Below are 16,398 nucleotides of genomic sequence, written 5' to 3'. Positions count from 1 at the left end.
AGCAAACATGAATATCTATGATCAACTACAAGCTGTAGAAGACCGTTATGAAGAGTTAGGAGAATTGTTGAGTGACCCAGACGTGGTCTCTGATACCAAACGCTTTATGGAGCTTTCAAAAGAAGAGGCATCCACTCGTGACACGGTGACAGCTTACCGAGAGTATAAACAAGTCCTTCAAAACATTGTTGACGCTGAGGAAATGATTAAGGAAGCAGGCGGCGATGCGGACTTGGAAGAAATGGCCAAGCAAGAGCTAAAAGATGCCAAGGCTGAAAAAGAAGAGTACGAAGAAAAGCTGAAGATCTTACTTCTTCCAAAAGATCCAAACGATGACAAGAACATTATCTTGGAAATCCGTGGGGCAGCAGGAGGAGACGAAGCCCAGTTGTTTGCTGGCGACCTCTTGCAGATGTACCAAAAATATGCGGAAAGCCAAGGTTGGCGCTTTGAGGTCATGGAAGCCTCTTACAATGGCGTTGGCGGGATCAAAGAAGTAGTGGCCATGGTTTCTGGTCAATCGGTCTACTCGAAACTCAAGTATGAATCTGGTGCCCACCGGGTACAACGCGTTCCTGTGACGGAAAGCCAAGGTCGTGTCCATACCTCTACAGCAACCGTTCTGGTCATGCCAGAAATTGAAGAAGTTGAGTACGACATTGATCCAAAAGACCTTCGGATTGACATCTACCACGCATCTGGTGCGGGTGGACAGAACGTCAATAAGGTTGCGACAGCTGTTCGTATCGTCCACTTGCCAACCAATATCAAGGTAGAGATGCAGGAAGAACGGACCCAACAGAAGAATCGTGAAAAAGCCATGAAGATCATCCGTGCGCGTGTGGCTGACCACTTCGCTCAGATTGCCCAAGATGAGCAAGACGCTGAGCGGAAGTCAACTATCGGTACTGGTGACCGTTCAGAGCGGATCCGGACTTATAACTTCCCTCAAAACCGTGTGACTGATCACCGGATTGGCTTGACCCTTCAAAAACTGGATGCTATCTTATCTGGTAAATTAGATGAAGTGGTCGATGCTTTGGTCTTGTATGATCAAACACAAAAACTAGAAGAGTTGAATAAATAATGTTGTTGGGATCATTATTAGCCCAGTATGAAGAAGAATTAATAGCCGTTGGAGAGGAAGCAGAAAGCCTCTCCTTCGCGTATCGAGCTTTAAAAAACTGGACCTTTACAGACTTTGTTCTTGCCTTGCAAAAAGAAGTGGAAGTAGAGGATCAGGACTTGCTTCTATCCATCTTTGAGCAGTTGAAACATCACATCCCTGCCCAATATATTATTGGGAGTGCAGAATTTTGTGGCCATGCTTTTACAGTTGATGAGCGCGTGCTGATTCCTAGACCTGAAACGGAAGAATTGGTCGCACTCATTCTTGAAGAAAACGCTGGGGAAGCCTTACGAGTTCTGGATATTGGAACAGGAAGTGGTGCCATTGCCATTAGCATAGCCCTTGCTAAACCTAACTGGCAGATTCAAGCTAGTGATGTGTCAGAGGAGGCCTTAGCCCTAGCTCAAAAAAATGCCCAGCAGTTAGAAGCAATCCTTGATTTTAAGTATTCTGATGTTCTGGATCATCTAGAAGGTCCATACGACTTGATTGTTTCCAATCCACCCTATATCTCACGTAATGATCTAGAAGAAGTTGGAGCCAATGTATTAGCCTCTGAACCTCACTTAGCTCTCTTTGCAGACCGTGATGGATATGCTATCTACGAAAAGATTGCCCGGCAAGCACCAAGTGTTTTAACACCAGAAGGGAAGGTCTATCTAGAGATCGGCTATAAGCAAGGGAACAAAGTAAAAGAGCTCTTTCAAAAGGCATTTCCCGACAAACAAGTTCGAGTTTTGAAAGACCAATTTGGACAAGATAGAATGGTAGTAGTAGACAATGGATCACATTGAGAAAGAATTAGAAGCAGGACGTGCGGTTATTCTGCCAACTGAAACAGTCTATGGTATTTTCGCTAAAGCTTTGGATCAAGAGGCAGTTGAATATATTTACGAATTAAAACGTAGACCTAGAAAGAAAGCCCTGAACTTGAATGTAGCTGACGAAGAAGATGTTCGAATTTATTCGAAAAATCAACCTAGCTATTTAACAAAACTGATTGAATCATTTTTACCTGGGCCTTTAACTATTATTCTTCAGGCTAATGAAAAGGTGCCAGAATGGATTCATTCAGGGATGTCTACGGTTGGCTTTCGGATGCCAGCCCATCCAAAGACCTTGGAATTAATTCGTAAATATGGTCCTTTAGTTGGTCCTTCTGCAAATCTATCTGGACATGCTAGCGGAACAAAGTATGAAGCTATTGTAAAAGAATTTGATCAGCTAATTCCTGGCTTTGAGGACGATGCTTTCCTTACTGGCCAAGATTCGACTATCCTAGATATTTCTGGGACCAAAGCAAGGATTTTACGACAAGGTTCTATTACGAAAGCTGACTTGCTTGCACAAGTGCCCGAGCTTTCTTTTGAGGAAGATGACCTTCCTCTGTCATAATGTATATAAAAATTTATTTAATAAGGAGTAGACGGATGATTTTTGATAAAGAAGATTACAAAGCCTATGATGCAGACCTATGGAATGCTATTTCCAAAGAAGAGGAACGCCAACAAAACAATATCGAGTTGATTGCTTCTGAAAATGTCGTCTCTAAGGCGGTTATGGCAGCGCAAGGGTCTATTCTGACCAATAAATATGCAGAAGGTTATCCAGGTCGCCGTTACTACGGTGGGACTGATTTCGTAGATGTCGTGGAAAGCCTGGCCATCGAACGCGCTAAGGAAATTTTTAGGGCTAAGTTTGCCAATGTTCAACCCCACTCAGGTAGTCAGGCCAACTGTGCTGCCTATATGGCCTTGATTGAACCTGGTGACACTGTCATGGGGATGGATCTAGCTGCCGGTGGGCATTTGACGCACGGAGCTTCTGTGAGCTTCTCTGGTCAAACTTATAACTTTGTGTCCTATAGTGTAGATCCGGAAACAGAACTCTTGGATTTTGACGCCATCTTAAAACAAGCCCAAGAAGTTAAACCAAAACTCATTGTTGCTGGTGCCTCAGCATACTCTCACATTATTGATTTCTCAAAATTCCGTGAAATTGCAGATGCGGTAGGAGCTAAGCTCATGGTTGATATGGCCCATATTGCTGGTCTAGTTGCAGCAGGTCTTCACCCAAGTCCAGTTCCTTATGCCCATATCACGACAACAACCACTCACAAGACCCTTCGTGGTCCTCGTGGTGGCTTGATCTTGACTAATGACGAGGAGTTAGCTAAGAAAATTAACTCTGCCATCTTCCCTGGTATTCAAGGAGGACCACTAGAGCATGTCGTTGCAGCTAAAGCAGTCGCTTTCAAAGAAGCGTTGGATCCTGCCTTTAAACAGTATGCCACTAACGTGATTAAGAACAGTCAGGCTATGGCTGATGTCTTCTTGCAAGATCCTGATTTCCGTGTCATTTCAGGGGGAACTGAGAACCACCTTTTCCTTGTCGATGTGACCAAAGTCGTTGAAAATGGGAAAGTGGCGCAAAACTTATTGGACGAGGTAAACATTACCCTCAACAAGAACTCTATTCCTTATGAAACCTTGTCTCCATTTAAGACCAGTGGGATTCGGATTGGTGCAGCAGCCATCACTGCTCGCGGTTTTGGTGAAAAAGAAAGTCGCACCGTTGCTGAACTCATGATCAAAGCGCTGAAGAATGCAGATAAAGAAGCAGTATTAGAAGAGGTGCGTGCTCAAGTCAAAGCCTTGACAGATGCCTTCCCACTTTACGAGGACTAAATCATCTTATGGATATTTACGTAAAGAAAGCCATCATTCATCAATTCAACCCAGATGATACCGATCTCTATCTGGCAGATAAATTCCTCAATATCACACCTAAAATTGAGGAATACTTGCGCAAGAAGATTGAGCGAGTTTATTCCGATGAAGCCAGGACCGGTATTTTCGAAGAGGACAATCCTTTTCTTGAGATGATTTCAGATGATCTGTTAGAAACATCTGTCGCAGTAGCGAATCGCTGGAAGGAAGAATTTGTCGTCTCTGAGAATCAAAAGACCAACGATTTGGTATTTGTCCAATTTTCGAAAGAAGGAGTGGAGCATTTCGCCTTTCTTCGAATCGCTTTACGAGAAACCTTGACCCATCTTGGCGGTGAAGTGGACAATCCGATTAAGTTGACGCAAAACAATCTGCCTGGTTTTGGGACTGGTGCTGATGAGGCCTTGGTCATTAATCTTCAAAGCCGCAAATACCACTTGATTGAAAAACGGATCAAGTATAACGGGACCTTCTTGAATTATTTTTCTGAGAATCTCTTGCAGGCGCAACCCAAGATTTCTCCTAAAAAATCGATCAAGGCTCTAGAAAAAACAGCCCAGAAGATTGCGGAAAGCTTTAATACAGATGATTTTCAATTTCAATCAAAGGTTAAATCAGCTATTTTCAATCATATCGAGGAAGAAAATAAACTCTCTCCAGAGAAATTAGCAGATGATCTCTTCGATGACAATCTGACAGCCCGCCTCAGTTTTATTGACCAAGTCAAAGAAGCTGTACCTGAACCTGTCACTTTTGAAGAAATTGATGCATCTCGCCAGTTGAAGAAGTTCGAAAATCAGAAATTGTCATTGTCAAATGGAATTGAACTGATCGTTCCGAATAATGTCTATGAAGATGCAGAATCTGTTGAATTTATTCTAAACGAGAACGGGACCTATTCTATTCTGATCAAAAACATTGAGGATATACAGAGTAAATAATGATTAAACGCATAGTGAAGATCTTCTTATTCATCTTACTTATATTTGGAATCTACAAGGGGATCCAGATCCATCATGATGTCAAACAAGTCATGCAGTATCGCTCTCTAGTTAGAGAAGTCCTTGCTGAGGAAGATACCACAGCCAATGAAAACCTCATTCTGGCTATGATCTATACAGAGACCAAAGGTCGAGAGGAAGATGTCATGCAGGCTAGTGAGAGTGCAAGTGGTGAGACCAATACCATTAGTGATAATAAGGCCAGCATTCGCCAAGGTATTCAGACTCTTTCAGATGAGTTAAAAGAAGCCAAGAAAAAAGGGGTTGATAGCTGGACAGCCGTTCAAGCCTATAATTTCGGGAAAGATTACATTGATTATGTAGCTAAACACGGTGGAACAAATTCCCTAGAGTTGGCACGCGCTTATTCGCGGGATGTAGTAGCTCCGAGCCTTGGCAATGTAACCGGTGAAACTTATCTTTATCTTCACCCTATCTCTCTTTTAAACGGGATGGAACTCTACATTAATGGGGGGAACATTTATTATTCTCGTTTAGTAGAAACCAATATGACAATTATGAAGTTATTTTCATGGTTTTAATCAATCAAGTCAGAGAGAGTGGGACAGAAATAGGTCATTCGTTAGAATTCGATTTCGTCGTCCCACCTCCGCACAGTTGAGTAGGGCTGTAAAAGCTGATGAAATCAGCGTAGTAGAGCCCACTCAACCACTGCGTCTTGCTCGACAATCCAAAAACAATTAAGAGGCTAGGACTTTTATCCCAGCCTCTCTTATAATCTATAAATCTTTTTGTGTATTTTGCCTCTTTCATTCTCAATCTTTTGAAATCATTGAATGCCTATGATAAAATACTAGTTAGTTATAAAATAACATGAGGTGTTTCTATTGAACAAAAAATCAATCTACGGGCTGTTTTTGGGGTTGATTCTCCTATGTATCGCTTTTTGGGGGAAGTCTCAACAAAAAACGCAGCTGGACCACACTAATTACCTACAAAATACTCGTCCTACCTTATTTTTTCATGGTTATGGCTCGAGTGCCAATGCAGAAAAACACATGACAGATGCGGCAAAAAAAGCAGGGGTTACAGAGACCGTCATTACTGCAAACGTGGCTACCGATGGACAAGTAAAGCTGACAGGGACCATTCCCAAAGGTGCGGTCAATCCAATTATCAAAGTGGAATACCAAAACAATCGCACGCCCGATCCAAAAGTCATCAGCCATTATGCCTATCAGGTAGTTAAAAAACTTCAAGAAACCTACCATTTTAAAGAGATGAACGTCGTCGCTCATTCTATGGGAAATATGTCCGTCTTATATTATCTTCTGGAACATGGAAGTGATGAGAATCTGCCAAAAATTGTCAAGCAGGTCGCCATTGCCAACCATGTCGCTGGACTCGAAGGGATGAATTTACCTCAAGGTTTGGTTCTAGATTCACAAACAGGTAAACCTTCATCAATGAATGAGCAGTACCAACAGCTTTTAGCTCTTCGGGAAGTCTATCCAGAAAATCAGATCGATGTGCTGAATATCTATGGAGATATCGGTGGAGAAACGGATGGATCGGTTCTCAATATTTCTTCAAAAGCCCTTCGTTACCTAGTAGCAGAACGTGCAAAAAGCTACCGTGAAGAACAGATTGATGGCAAAGGTGCTCAGCACAGCCAACTTCATGAAAATCCAATAGTAGATAAGCTATTGATCCAGTTTCTTTGGGGAAAATAAAAATGTCATGCATTCTTAAAAAAACTGTAAGCTTCTTTTAAGAAAGAAACGATATAATAAAGATTGAAGTGAATAACTCTTTTATTGGCTTCTTTTTTTCATCTCTAGTCAGGTGAAATAGTCGATAAAATCTACTCAGCGTAGATATGAGATAGAAAGAAGAGAGAAATGAAATTAAGAAAAATTGCTTTATTTGTAGCGTCGACAGTTGCCCTTTTTAGTGGAATTCCACATGTTTCTGCAGATACTAATGTCCAGAAAGTCATTGATGAAACTTATGTTAAGCCAGACTATGTTTTGGGTTATTCTCTAGACCAAAGTCAAATTGAACAAACCTTGAGTTTGCTGAACTACGATAGTTCAAAAGACAAAGAAGAGTGGAAGACCATGACACCAGAGGTTTACTCTTCAATTATGAACGTTGCTAACGATGATAGTCTGGAACTCTATTCCTCTGTTAAAATTCAAAAATTAGGTAAGAATAAGGCTCTAGAAGTGAATATCGTAACGCCTCAAAACATCACCAAGGTTACCGCAGATATGTACCGCAATGCAGCAGCTACGCTGGGACTTGAGCATGCACAAATTACAGTCGCATCTCCTGTCCAAGTAACAGGTGAAAGTGCCTTAGCTGGTATCTATTACTCGCTTGAGAAAAATGGTGCTAAGGTTTCGCAAGAAAGCAAAGATCTGGCTCAAGAAGAGTTAAAAACTCTATCCGGGATCAACGAGGAAAACGCTGGCAAGAAAAACTTCGATGCTGATAAATTGAACGTGGCATTGACCGATATTAAAACAGCAGTAGCCAATGCCAAACAGAACAATCAGGATTTAAGCAAGGATGATATTCGAAAGATCGTCGAAGAAACTCTGAAAAATTATAAGCTAGATACAACTGTGACAGGTAACCAGATCAATTTGATCGTGAATTTCGCAGTGAACCTCTCAAAGAGTAGCGTCATCAGCAGCAAAAATTTCACCAAGACCTTGACAGAACTCAAAGATAGTATCGTAGACAAGGCAGGCGATACCTTTAACAATATCAATCTCAATTTTGATACAAATGCCATTTTAAAAGATAGTGGCGACTTCTTCACAAATGCGTGGAACGCCATTGCTGGCTTCTTCGGAGCCATCTGGAACGCCATTGTCAAATTCTTTAGTGGTTTGGTTGGTTAAACATAGCAAAAAAGTGGGAAAGGAATAGTTTTTATACTTATCCTTTTCCACTCTTTTTATTTTGTCTCGTTAATAATTGTGTTAATAGCTGAAATGACTTTACTTTGTTTGTACTCTGGTAAAGATTTGATAGTGTCGATAAGCTGTGCTAAGTCAGTACTTTCTTCTTTAAGTGTTAAATCAAAAAAAGTTTGTAGATCAACATTCAACGCATCTATAATTTTCTCCAGAGTACTAATTTTTATATTGGGCTCTAAATTTTCTAACTTATACGCGTAATTGGTACCAAGATCTGCTTTTTCTTCTAATTGTTCCTGAGTCATTCCTGACTGGGTCCGCAGAATCCGTATTCGTTTGCTTATATACTTTTGTAATTCTGACATTGCTCACCTCTTAAGACTATTTTACAGCCTTATAAGGTTAGGTTCTAGTTCTTAAAAGGTTGGTTACAACTTTACAAAGTTGCTAAAATATAGTATAATTCGGTTGTTTATAATTATATAGTGATAATTTGCTCAATACTCTATCATAAAGGTGGGAATTATGAAAAAGAAAACGATCAAAGCAACTGTATCTGCTGTATCAATAGCTACAGCTTTTGCGGGAATTTCCGTTGTGAAAGCAGAAGACGTAACTGCAACTCAGCCAAATGAGTCAGCATTAAGTGTTGAATCGAAGGCTCCTTCGTCTACAAATATAAAACAAGTAGACGGGGTATTTATCAATAATGGGGTTGCAACTGTAACGAAAACGCCAACTTCTGAAGTTGTAGAAGAAGCAAGAGCGATCAAGGAAGAAGCGGATCAATCGGTTTCAAATCAAGAAAGTGCATTAGAAAACGCTAAGGCTTCGGAAGCAACTGCTGCAACAAAAGTTACAGAGGCAAATGTTGACTTAAAGAATGCTGATGCAAATAAAGAATCAGCTACGCCTGAAAAAATTGAAAAAACGAAGAATGAAATATCAGAAGTAAAAGCTGATATTGAGAAAAAGGAAACATCACAAAAAGATGCATCTGATAAAGTTCTAGAAGCTGAGAAAGAACGTAATCAGCAATCAGATATTATTAAAAAAGATCAAGATAAAATTTCAGAGCAAGAAAAGAAAGTTTCGACAGCTGAGGAAGCAGTAGCAACTGCACAAAAAAATCTTGATGGTACTGGAGCATCGGAAATCATTGCTGAAAGAGACAAAGCAAAAAGTGATGTAGCTGAAAAAGAATCAGCAGAATTAGCAGCGAAAAAGGCTTTGGAAAATGCCATTAACGAAGACAAAAATAAAGCTGAAGAACTCAGTAAAGCTTCTGCTGATGAAAAAACGCAACTTAGTGATGGTCAAGTTTCTGCTAAACAATTAGCAGATGCTAAAAAGGTTGCAGAGGAAGCAGCAAATGCATTAGTGAAGGCTCAAAAAGAGAAAGAAACTGCCCAGAAAGTATTAGATGGTACTGGCGTTGAAGAAGTTGTAGCAGAACGTGATGCTGCTAGGAAAACTTTAGATGCTAATATAGCAACTGAAAATACAGCGAAACAAGAACTTGATCGTGCCAAAGAAGCGGATGATAAAAAAGCAACTGCACTAAAAAATGCAAAGTCTGTTGAAGCGGATCAAATAAAGAAAAGTCAAGAAACTGCAGCAAACTTGTCATCAGCTGAGGAAAAACAAAAACAAGCACAAGAGAATTTAAAGAAAGCTCAAAAAAATAAAGTTTCAGCGCAAAGTAATCTTGATGCTTCTGAATCACAACTTACCCAAACAATCTCAAATCGTGATAGCAAAGCAAATGATTTAGCAAATAAACAAAATAGTAAGATTGGTGAAGAAGAAGAGCTCAAAACAGCTAAAGAAAATGATGCTAAGAAAGCTTCAGAAATTTCAGCTTTAACTACTAAGAAAAATCAAGAAGAGGCAAAAGTAAATGAAACTTCAAATGAGCTAGCGAGTGCTACATCAGCAGCTCAGGAAGCAAAAGAGAATAAAGAGAAGGCTGATCAAGCGGTTGAAACCCTCAAAAAACAAATTGCAGCAATTAAAAATCTCACTATTCCTCAATTGCCTCAAGATGTCATTGATGCTTACAAGGCTTATCTTGCCGATAATTCAGATGCAAATAAAAATGCATTAAACGACGTTATTCAAGAATGGTTCACAGGTAGTAAGTATGATTTTGGTACTCCAGAGACGGAATATTCTCCTGAACACCAAAATATTGTTATCAAAGGTTGGCCAAATAAGGATATTGTTTTGCCTATCGATGACTCTGAAGTCAATTTGGATAATCTCACAGATAAACAGATTGAAGCTTTGAGTCAATATTATGTGCTTCTCGCAAACAATCTGCAAGACCAAGTCTGGGGGAGCCATGATTTTATAGTTACTAAAGAATCTGTTCAAGGTGTTAAAAATATCGCAAAAGCCTATGCTGAAGAAAATAAACCATTTGGTACAAGTCATAGTGTGACAGCTCTTGCAAAAGATGGACTGGATTCAATCGCTTGGGCTGGCGAAAATATGAGCTTCAATAATACATTACTAGGTTTTAGTGCTTATTATTCAGAAGCAAAAGAAACACGAAAAGCTACAATGTCTCAATTATATCGCGAGGTATATGATGCCGTAATTAGCTTTATGGCAAATGATGTACATGCATATTTTGGACATATGAGATTAATGATTGGAGAAAAAGCTCCTTCAGATATACAAGCAGTCGGGGTAGCAAATAGCCTAACACCTAGTGGTGTTGGTCGAATGCATTTTATTAAATTCAAAGGTCAATCTAGCCATTTCGATTACATTAAAGATGAACAAACAGGTGAGTATCACTCTAAGTTCATTGACGACTATTATGATAAAGGGATTGCTAAACCTCTAGCTACTCCATTTGATACTTCAAAAATGGAAGATGAGTTATCAGTTGCAAAAGCTAAACAGACTGCAGCAAATACAGCGAATAATTCTGCACAGAATCGTTTGGAAAAAGCTAAATCAGAAAATGATTCAAGTACAAAAACTCTCAAAGAAACGACAGCAAAATTAGATGCTTTGAAAGCTACTCCTGACCAAACACCTGCAGCTACTACTAAATTGGAAATCGCTACACAAAATTATAATGAAGCACAAATCCAATTTAATAAGGCTCAAGATGCACTCGATCAATTAAATGCTGATATTCAAAGCAAGCGTCAAGCTTTAGCAAATGCAAAAGATAATTTAGACCAGGCCACAACAGCAGAAGTAAAAGCTAAATCTGATCTTGAAAAAGCAAAAGTAGAAAATCAAAATGCAAATCAAAATCTGAAACAAACTCAAAAACTAGTAGCAGAATTGATGTCAGTTCCTGATCAAACTCCAGGTGCACAGAAGAAATACGACAATGCGAAACAACAAAAAGAAGGAGCTGAAACAAGATATATCAAAGCCCAAACAGCTCTGGATAACTTAAATGCAGATCTTCAAGTTAAGCAAAAAGCATTAGAAACTGCAAAAGAGGAGTTTGAAAAAGCAAGAGTAGCAGATAAGACAGCAAGTAACAAATTAGATGAAGTAACTAAAATTCATGAAAAACATTTGGCAGCCTTAAAAACTACACGTCAAACGATTGCAAGATTAAACTCAATCTCAGATAAGACACCTCTTGCACAAAAGAATCTAGATGAAGCTTCTCAACAATTGATTACTGCCAAGACTCGTTATGCAAAAGCACAATCAGCAGTTGAAAATCTAAATGCAGATATTCAAACAAAACAAAAAGTTTTAGCAGATGCGCGTGCAGAATTGGATAAAGAACTTAAAGTTCTTTCAGAAATTAAAGCTGAAAAAGCTAAGGATGAAGCAGAACTCAGAAACCGTCAGAATAAAGTTGAAGAGTTAAAAGCTAAAGAAAGTCAAATTAAGAATGAAATTTCTAAATTAAAGACTAACTTAGTCGCTTTAGAAACACTTTTGGATCGTCTTGAAAACGCCGATGCATATTTGAAAAAAGCAAAAGAAGCTTATGATAATGCGATTGAAGAGCATCGTTTAGCACTTGAGAATGTAAAAAGAGAGGAAGCTAAACATAAAACACTTCTACAAGATCAATTGGATGCAAATGCACAATATGAGGCAGTTAGGGAAGCCTATTTAAATACTCGTACAAGACAAAGCGAAATCTATAACGAAAAAGTAGATCACAGGATGATTTCTCTGAATCCTACGTTAGAAAAGAGTATACCAGAAAATACTTCTAACGAACGAGTATATAGCTATGCTAGAAATCAAGCTAAATATGCTGCAAATAGAGCCTTGCCTAATACAGGTTCAATTGAGAATTGGTTAGTGTTTGCAATGGGAATTGTTCTTTGTAGTTTTGGTATTTCAGTATCACGGAAACATCGTGATTAATAAATGCTGGTTAAGTATTTCTTATTGTAGAAATGAATAAAAGTTTATCATTCAAAATTTGATTTTTTACTAATGATTTTAGTGAAACTAGGTATATGAAAAATATAATTAATATCTTTAGATATTTATAGGAGGAAAAATAATGAAAAAAATTATTGCTTTAGTTGTTTTAGTACTTGCGGTTGCCGGTGGGGTATTCTTTTTCTTGAATCAAAATTCAGGACCAGAGAAGCAAATTATTGGTACTTGGTATGATAGTAAGCACGATTCAACTATCGTTTTCAATAGCGATAAAACACTAGAAGTAACAAATAATAAAGACGAATCTAGAGATGGAACTTGGAAAATCGCTGGGAAATACATCAAATTAAAGGTTTCTAGTGCAGCGAGTGCTAAAGCTGAATTACCTGGAAAAGATGAAAAAGAAGTAAAATATTTAAAGATTCAATTTAATTCAATTGAAACTGTTAACAGTGATTTTCGTGTAGCAGACGGAACTTTTGAAAAACAGTAATATAATTTAAGTATCTATCTTAAATATATTATCGAATATATAATTGATAATTAGAACAACTAAAAAGACATCTGAAAGAAATTAAATCAGATGTCTTTTATTCTGTCTTTTAAAGTAGTGGCTATGACACAATTATTGCTCAGGATGTTCGTTTTCAAAGGAATTATATACTTCGAAAAGTTGATTTCGTTTAGTGATCTCAAGTTTTAAAAAAATATTGTGTACATGTGTCTTCACTGTTCCAACTGAAAGAAACAATTGATCCGCAATTTCCTGATTGTTTTTGTGTTCAAGAAGTAGAGGAAGAATTTCTTTTTCACGTTCAGTTAAATGAAGTTTTTCAGAGAATAGATCTAGTGTACTGGGGTTGTCAATTTTTTGTGATTTATCAAATGAACTTAATTGTTCTTCTACATTCGAAATAGCTTTCCAATCAGAAAGAATATATTTGATTATTAAATAACAAACAGCAATAGTAAACATGTCTTCACACATATTTCTATTTTGAATTCGCAGATTCAACAAGTCATACGAATCTATATTAAAAATTACAAATAAATCTTCTAAGATAATTAGAATGCCAAATAGCACTCCGATATTTGAAATAGTTTTTAAGTAATTTTTATTTCGACTACTAATATTCAAAGATGTTAGATTTCGTCTCGCATATATACCAGTATAAATCAAAAGAAGCTGATTGGGTAAATAGTACATAAAAACTCTTAATGGAGAATTGTTTAGAATTGGGAAAGCCATCCATATGAAAGTAATAGAAATAAAGCAATAGTGCGTTAATAAAGGTGTTTCGTTCCTCAGTCTAGCAACTATCCAAAACTGACAAATATTATTAACAAGATATATGACAGTTTTAACAAATGGAACTCCCAGAAAGTGTTGGTTATATGTGTTTCCGAAATCTTTAATTATTTCTGTCATTGATAGGATCAGATTATCAAAAATAAAAAAAACAAGATATAAACCGACTACAAAAAATAAGTATTTTTTATCCTTTTCTGAGTTTAAAGAATAGGTCAATACAATACCAAGGGTCAAAGTATACAGTATAATTAAAAATACATTGTATATATAAACTATTTCAATCATATTTAGCCTCCATATATTCTGTGAAACTAATTAAAACTCTAAACTTTATTTAAAAGCAATAAAATAGGGAGTTTATATTTAAAATAGCATTACATTTTTAAAAGCATAAATACTGGGTTTAGTACTTAAACTTTTAAAAAAGAGGGTTTACACCTTTAAGTTTATCGCAAACTATAAAATTTTGCAATATCATTAAAGCATAACAACACAGGAGGTCTCAATTATGAGCAATAAAATTGATTATATTACAACAGAAGAGTTCTCTAAAGAGCAACTTTTAGAAATGGCTGAGCTATCTCTTAAGATTAAAGCTTGTATTAAAAATGGGTATTACCCACCTTTGTTGAAAAATAAAACTCTAGGTATGATTTTTCAACAATCATCTACAAGAACACGGATATCTTTTGAAACCGCTATGACTCAACTTGGAGGGCACGCACAATATTTGGCACCCGGTCAAATTCAACTAGGAGGACACGAAACACTAGAAGATACAGCAACCGTGGTTTCTCGCTTAACAGATATTATAATGGCACGTGTTGAGCGTCATAAGAGTGTAGTTGATTTAGCAAAATTTTCTCAAGTACCAGTAATTAATGGTATGAGTGATTATAATCATCCTACACAAGAATTGGGAGATCTGATTACGATTATTGAAAACTTGCCGAAAGGAAAAAAATTAGAAGATTGTAAAGTAGTATTTGTAGGAGATGCAACTCAAGTATGCTTCTCTTTAGGATTAATAACATTGAAAATGGGTATGGAATTTGTTCACTTCGGTCCGAAGGGATTCCAATTAAATGATATGCATAAGTCAAAATATGATGAAATTTGTAAACTATCAGGTGGTAAATATTTGGTAACTGATGATATAGATTCAATTACTGGTGCAGATTTCTTATACACTGATGTATGGTATGGCCTATATGAAGCGGAATTATCAGAAGAAGAACGTATGAAGATTTTCTATCCTAAATATCATGTTGATTCAGAGATGATGGCAAAAGCAGGAGAAAATTGTAAATTCATGCATTGTTTACCTGCTACACGTGGCGAAGAAGTGTCTGATGAAGTGATGGATGGCCCAAATTCAGTTTGTTTTGATGAGGCGGAAAATCGTTTAACTTCAATGCGAGGTATCTTAGTTTATCTACTTCGTGATTTTGAGAAACGACATCCATATGACCTTGAAAAACAATCTGTAGCTAAAGCAGAACTGGAATCATTTTTAAAATAAAAAGGTTCAATTTGCTTTAAATTTAAGATGTTATAACTCTCCTCTTAAAGGAAGGAGAAAAAAATGGAAGAAAAGAAAAAATTTAGTTTGTTTACTACAGTATTAACTGTAATATGTGTAGTATTTGTTGCAGAAGCTGCAGCTCCAGTTGCAGCGATTGGGAATTCTCAATTCTTTTGGTGGTTATTTTTATTAATTGCTTTTTTGTTACCATACGGATTGATTTCAGCTGAATTAGGTACTACTTATATAGGTGATGGTGGAATCTATGATTGGGTGACAAAGGCGTTTGGACATCGATGGGGCTCAAGGACCTCCTGGTATTATTGGATTAATTTTCCATTGTGGTTAGCATCACTAGCTGTTATGACTCCTGGGTTGTTGACAACGATAACAGGAGTTGAGTTTTCAACGTTCTGGACATTATTAATTGAACTTGTATTTATTTGGTTAATTATATGGATAAGCTTTTATCCTGCAAGTGATAGCGTATGGATCCTCAATGGTGCGGCAATTATAAAAATGATACTAGCTCTATTAGTGGGAGTCTTGGGATTATATATTGCCTTTACAAAAGGAATGGCTAATAAAATTACGTTGGATTCACTTTTACCATCATTTGATTTAAACAGTCTATCATTTATTTCTGTTATTATTTTTAATCTACTTGGCTTTGAGGTTATATGTACGTGTGCAGATGATATGGAGAATCCTAAAAAACAAATACCACAATCTATAATTGTTGCAGGTTTAGTTATTGCGGCTATTTATATATTTTCTGCATTTGGTATTGGTGTAGCGATTCCTGTTGATAAAATTTCTACTAGTAGTGGTATGATGGACAGTTTTAAACTTTTGACCGGATCAGAAAATGGATGGTTTATAATTTTAATGGCATTTCTATTCTTACTAACTCTTTTTGGAAATATGATTTCATGGTCATTAGGAGTGAATAACACGGCATGTTATGCTGCAGAAAACGGAGATATGCCAAAGTTTTTTGCAAAACGTAGTAAAAAGAATAACATGCCAATTGGATCAGCTTTAGCAAATGGTTTTGTTGCGACATTTGTAGTAGTCATTGCACCAATATTACCAAATCAGGATTTGTTTTGGGCCTTCTTCTCATTAAACCTTGTTATGTTCCTGCTTTCTTATATACCAGTTTTTCCAGCATTTTATAAGTTAAGAAAAATAGATCCAGAAACTCCTCGACCTTTTAAAGTAGGAGGAAGTGATTTTATTTTAAAAATTATGGTTGTAATTCCAATTGTTATGATTTTGATTTCGCTTTTATTTACAGCGTTCCCATTATCTTTTGATGAAGTAACATTGGCTGATAAATTACCTGTAACTATCGGTTCATTAGTTTGTCTTATCTTAGGTGAAGTTATTATTCGTATGAAAAAAATCAAAAAATGATAGTAA

At 37.1% G+C, this 16,398-nt stretch carries 14 protein-coding genes; 12 read left to right on the top strand and 2 right to left on the bottom strand.

Annotation, left to right across the window (positions count from 1 at the left end):
* Nucleotides 1–7: 7 nt before the first annotated feature.
* From prfA to K1I56_RS00865, 8 genes are all read left to right on the top strand, one after another.
* On the top strand, nucleotides 8–1,087 hold the full coding sequence (gene prfA, locus K1I56_RS00900; protein ID WP_223324716.1) for a peptide chain release factor 1: 1,080 nt from the start codon (nucleotides 8–10) through the stop codon (nucleotides 1,085–1,087).
* Nucleotides 1,087–1,923 carry a peptide chain release factor N(5)-glutamine methyltransferase gene (gene prmC, locus K1I56_RS00895; protein ID WP_223324715.1) on the top strand — a complete coding sequence of 279 codons (837 nt, stop codon included), beginning with the start codon at nucleotides 1,087–1,089 and terminating at the stop codon, nucleotides 1,921–1,923. The genes prfA and prmC overlap by 1 nt, the downstream gene beginning before the upstream one ends.
* Entirely contained in the window at nucleotides 1,910–2,524 is a 615-nt protein-coding gene (locus tag K1I56_RS00890) for an L-threonylcarbamoyladenylate synthase (protein WP_223324714.1), read from the top strand. The genes prmC and K1I56_RS00890 overlap by 14 nt, the downstream gene beginning before the upstream one ends.
* Nucleotides 2,525–2,559: 35 nt before the next feature.
* Nucleotides 2,560–3,816: a serine hydroxymethyltransferase gene (gene glyA / locus K1I56_RS00885; protein ID WP_223324713.1), complete on the top strand. Its 1,257-nt coding sequence runs from the start codon at nucleotides 2,560–2,562 to the stop codon at nucleotides 3,814–3,816.
* Nucleotides 3,817–3,824: 8 nt separating this feature from the next.
* Nucleotides 3,825–4,799 carry a nucleoid-associated protein gene (locus K1I56_RS00880; protein ID WP_223324712.1) on the top strand — a complete coding sequence of 325 codons (975 nt, stop codon included), beginning with the start codon at nucleotides 3,825–3,827 and terminating at the stop codon, nucleotides 4,797–4,799.
* Nucleotides 4,799–5,401: a lysozyme family protein gene (locus K1I56_RS00875; RefSeq protein ID WP_223324711.1), complete on the top strand. Its 603-nt coding sequence runs from the start codon at nucleotides 4,799–4,801 to the stop codon at nucleotides 5,399–5,401. Before K1I56_RS00880 ends, K1I56_RS00875 begins: the two co-directional genes overlap by 1 nt.
* 306 nt (nucleotides 5,402–5,707) lie before the next feature.
* Nucleotides 5,708–6,553, top strand: coding sequence for an alpha/beta hydrolase (locus K1I56_RS00870; RefSeq protein WP_223324710.1), 846 nt, complete (start codon nucleotides 5,708–5,710; stop codon nucleotides 6,551–6,553).
* Between the two features lie 168 nt (nucleotides 6,554–6,721).
* Entirely contained in the window at nucleotides 6,722–7,732 is a 1,011-nt protein-coding gene (locus K1I56_RS00865; RefSeq protein ID WP_223324709.1) for a DUF1002 domain-containing protein, read from the top strand.
* Between the two features lie 56 nt (nucleotides 7,733–7,788).
* On the opposite strand, the gene K1I56_RS00860 is transcribed toward K1I56_RS00865, so the two are convergent.
* A complete protein-coding gene (locus K1I56_RS00860) occupies nucleotides 7,789–8,115 on the bottom strand; it encodes a helix-turn-helix domain-containing protein (protein ID WP_223141862.1) in 327 nt (108 codons plus the stop codon).
* 160 nt (nucleotides 8,116–8,275) lie between these two features.
* Between K1I56_RS00860 and K1I56_RS00855 the strand changes: the two genes are divergently transcribed.
* On the top strand, nucleotides 8,276–12,115 hold the full coding sequence (locus K1I56_RS00855) for an SEC10/PgrA surface exclusion domain-containing protein (protein WP_223324708.1): 3,840 nt from the start codon (nucleotides 8,276–8,278) through the stop codon (nucleotides 12,113–12,115).
* Between the two features lie 142 nt (nucleotides 12,116–12,257).
* Nucleotides 12,258–12,629: a hypothetical protein gene (locus K1I56_RS00850; RefSeq protein WP_223324707.1), complete on the top strand. Its 372-nt coding sequence runs from the start codon at nucleotides 12,258–12,260 to the stop codon at nucleotides 12,627–12,629.
* Nucleotides 12,630–12,761: 132 nt separating this feature from the next.
* Here K1I56_RS00850 and K1I56_RS00845 read toward each other — a convergent pair whose 3' ends face one another.
* A complete protein-coding gene (locus K1I56_RS00845) occupies nucleotides 12,762–13,733 on the bottom strand; it encodes a response regulator transcription factor (RefSeq protein ID WP_223324706.1) in 972 nt (323 codons plus the stop codon).
* Between the two features lie 223 nt (nucleotides 13,734–13,956).
* Between K1I56_RS00845 and ptcA the strand changes: the two genes are divergently transcribed.
* Together ptcA and K1I56_RS00835 are read left to right on the top strand one after the other, a co-directional pair.
* Nucleotides 13,957–14,970: a putrescine carbamoyltransferase gene (ptcA, locus tag K1I56_RS00840; protein ID WP_003016617.1), complete on the top strand. Its 1,014-nt coding sequence runs from the start codon at nucleotides 13,957–13,959 to the stop codon at nucleotides 14,968–14,970.
* 63 nt (nucleotides 14,971–15,033) lie between these two features.
* On the top strand, nucleotides 15,034–16,392 hold the full coding sequence (locus K1I56_RS00835) for an APC family permease (RefSeq protein WP_223324705.1): 1,359 nt from the start codon (nucleotides 15,034–15,036) through the stop codon (nucleotides 16,390–16,392).
* Nucleotides 16,393–16,398: the final 6 nt, after the last annotated feature.

This window comes from Streptococcus parasanguinis, from assembly GCF_019929185.1.
In the GTDB taxonomy this organism is placed as follows: Bacteria; Bacillota; Bacilli; order Lactobacillales; family Streptococcaceae; genus Streptococcus; species Streptococcus parasanguinis_O.
The sequence above is the reverse complement of the archived record's forward strand: the minus strand, read 5'-3'. Positions and strand labels throughout refer to the sequence as shown.

What these genes read in the sequence shown, in the direction of transcription:
- K1I56_RS00850 (WP_223324707.1), top strand. Translation starts at nt 12,258, where the DNA reads ATGAAAAAAATTATTGCTTTAGTTGTTTTAGTACTTGCGGTTGCCGGT.
- ptcA (WP_003016617.1), top strand. Translation starts at nt 13,957, where the DNA reads ATGAGCAATAAAATTGATTATATTACAACAGAAGAGTTCTCTAAAGAG.
- K1I56_RS00835 (WP_223324705.1), top strand. Translation starts at nt 15,034, where the DNA reads ATGGAAGAAAAGAAAAAATTTAGTTTGTTTACTACAGTATTAACTGTA.
- glyA (WP_223324713.1), top strand. Translation starts at nt 2,560, where the DNA reads ATGATTTTTGATAAAGAAGATTACAAAGCCTATGATGCAGACCTATGG.
- K1I56_RS00855 (WP_223324708.1), top strand. Translation starts at nt 8,276, where the DNA reads ATGAAAAAGAAAACGATCAAAGCAACTGTATCTGCTGTATCAATAGCT.
- prfA (WP_223324716.1), top strand. Translation starts at nt 8, where the DNA reads ATGAATATCTATGATCAACTACAAGCTGTAGAAGACCGTTATGAAGAG.
- K1I56_RS00865 (WP_223324709.1), top strand. Translation starts at nt 6,722, where the DNA reads ATGAAATTAAGAAAAATTGCTTTATTTGTAGCGTCGACAGTTGCCCTT.
- K1I56_RS00880 (WP_223324712.1), top strand. Translation starts at nt 3,825, where the DNA reads ATGGATATTTACGTAAAGAAAGCCATCATTCATCAATTCAACCCAGAT.
- K1I56_RS00875 (WP_223324711.1), top strand. Translation starts at nt 4,799, where the DNA reads ATGATTAAACGCATAGTGAAGATCTTCTTATTCATCTTACTTATATTT.
- K1I56_RS00890 (WP_223324714.1), top strand. Translation starts at nt 1,910, where the DNA reads ATGGATCACATTGAGAAAGAATTAGAAGCAGGACGTGCGGTTATTCTG.
- K1I56_RS00860 (WP_223141862.1), bottom strand. Translation starts at nt 8,115, where the DNA reads ATGTCAGAATTACAAAAGTATATAAGCAAACGAATACGGATTCTGCGG.
- K1I56_RS00845 (WP_223324706.1), bottom strand. Translation starts at nt 13,733, where the DNA reads ATGATTGAAATAGTTTATATATACAATGTATTTTTAATTATACTGTAT.
- prmC (WP_223324715.1), top strand. Translation starts at nt 1,087, where the DNA reads ATGTTGTTGGGATCATTATTAGCCCAGTATGAAGAAGAATTAATAGCC.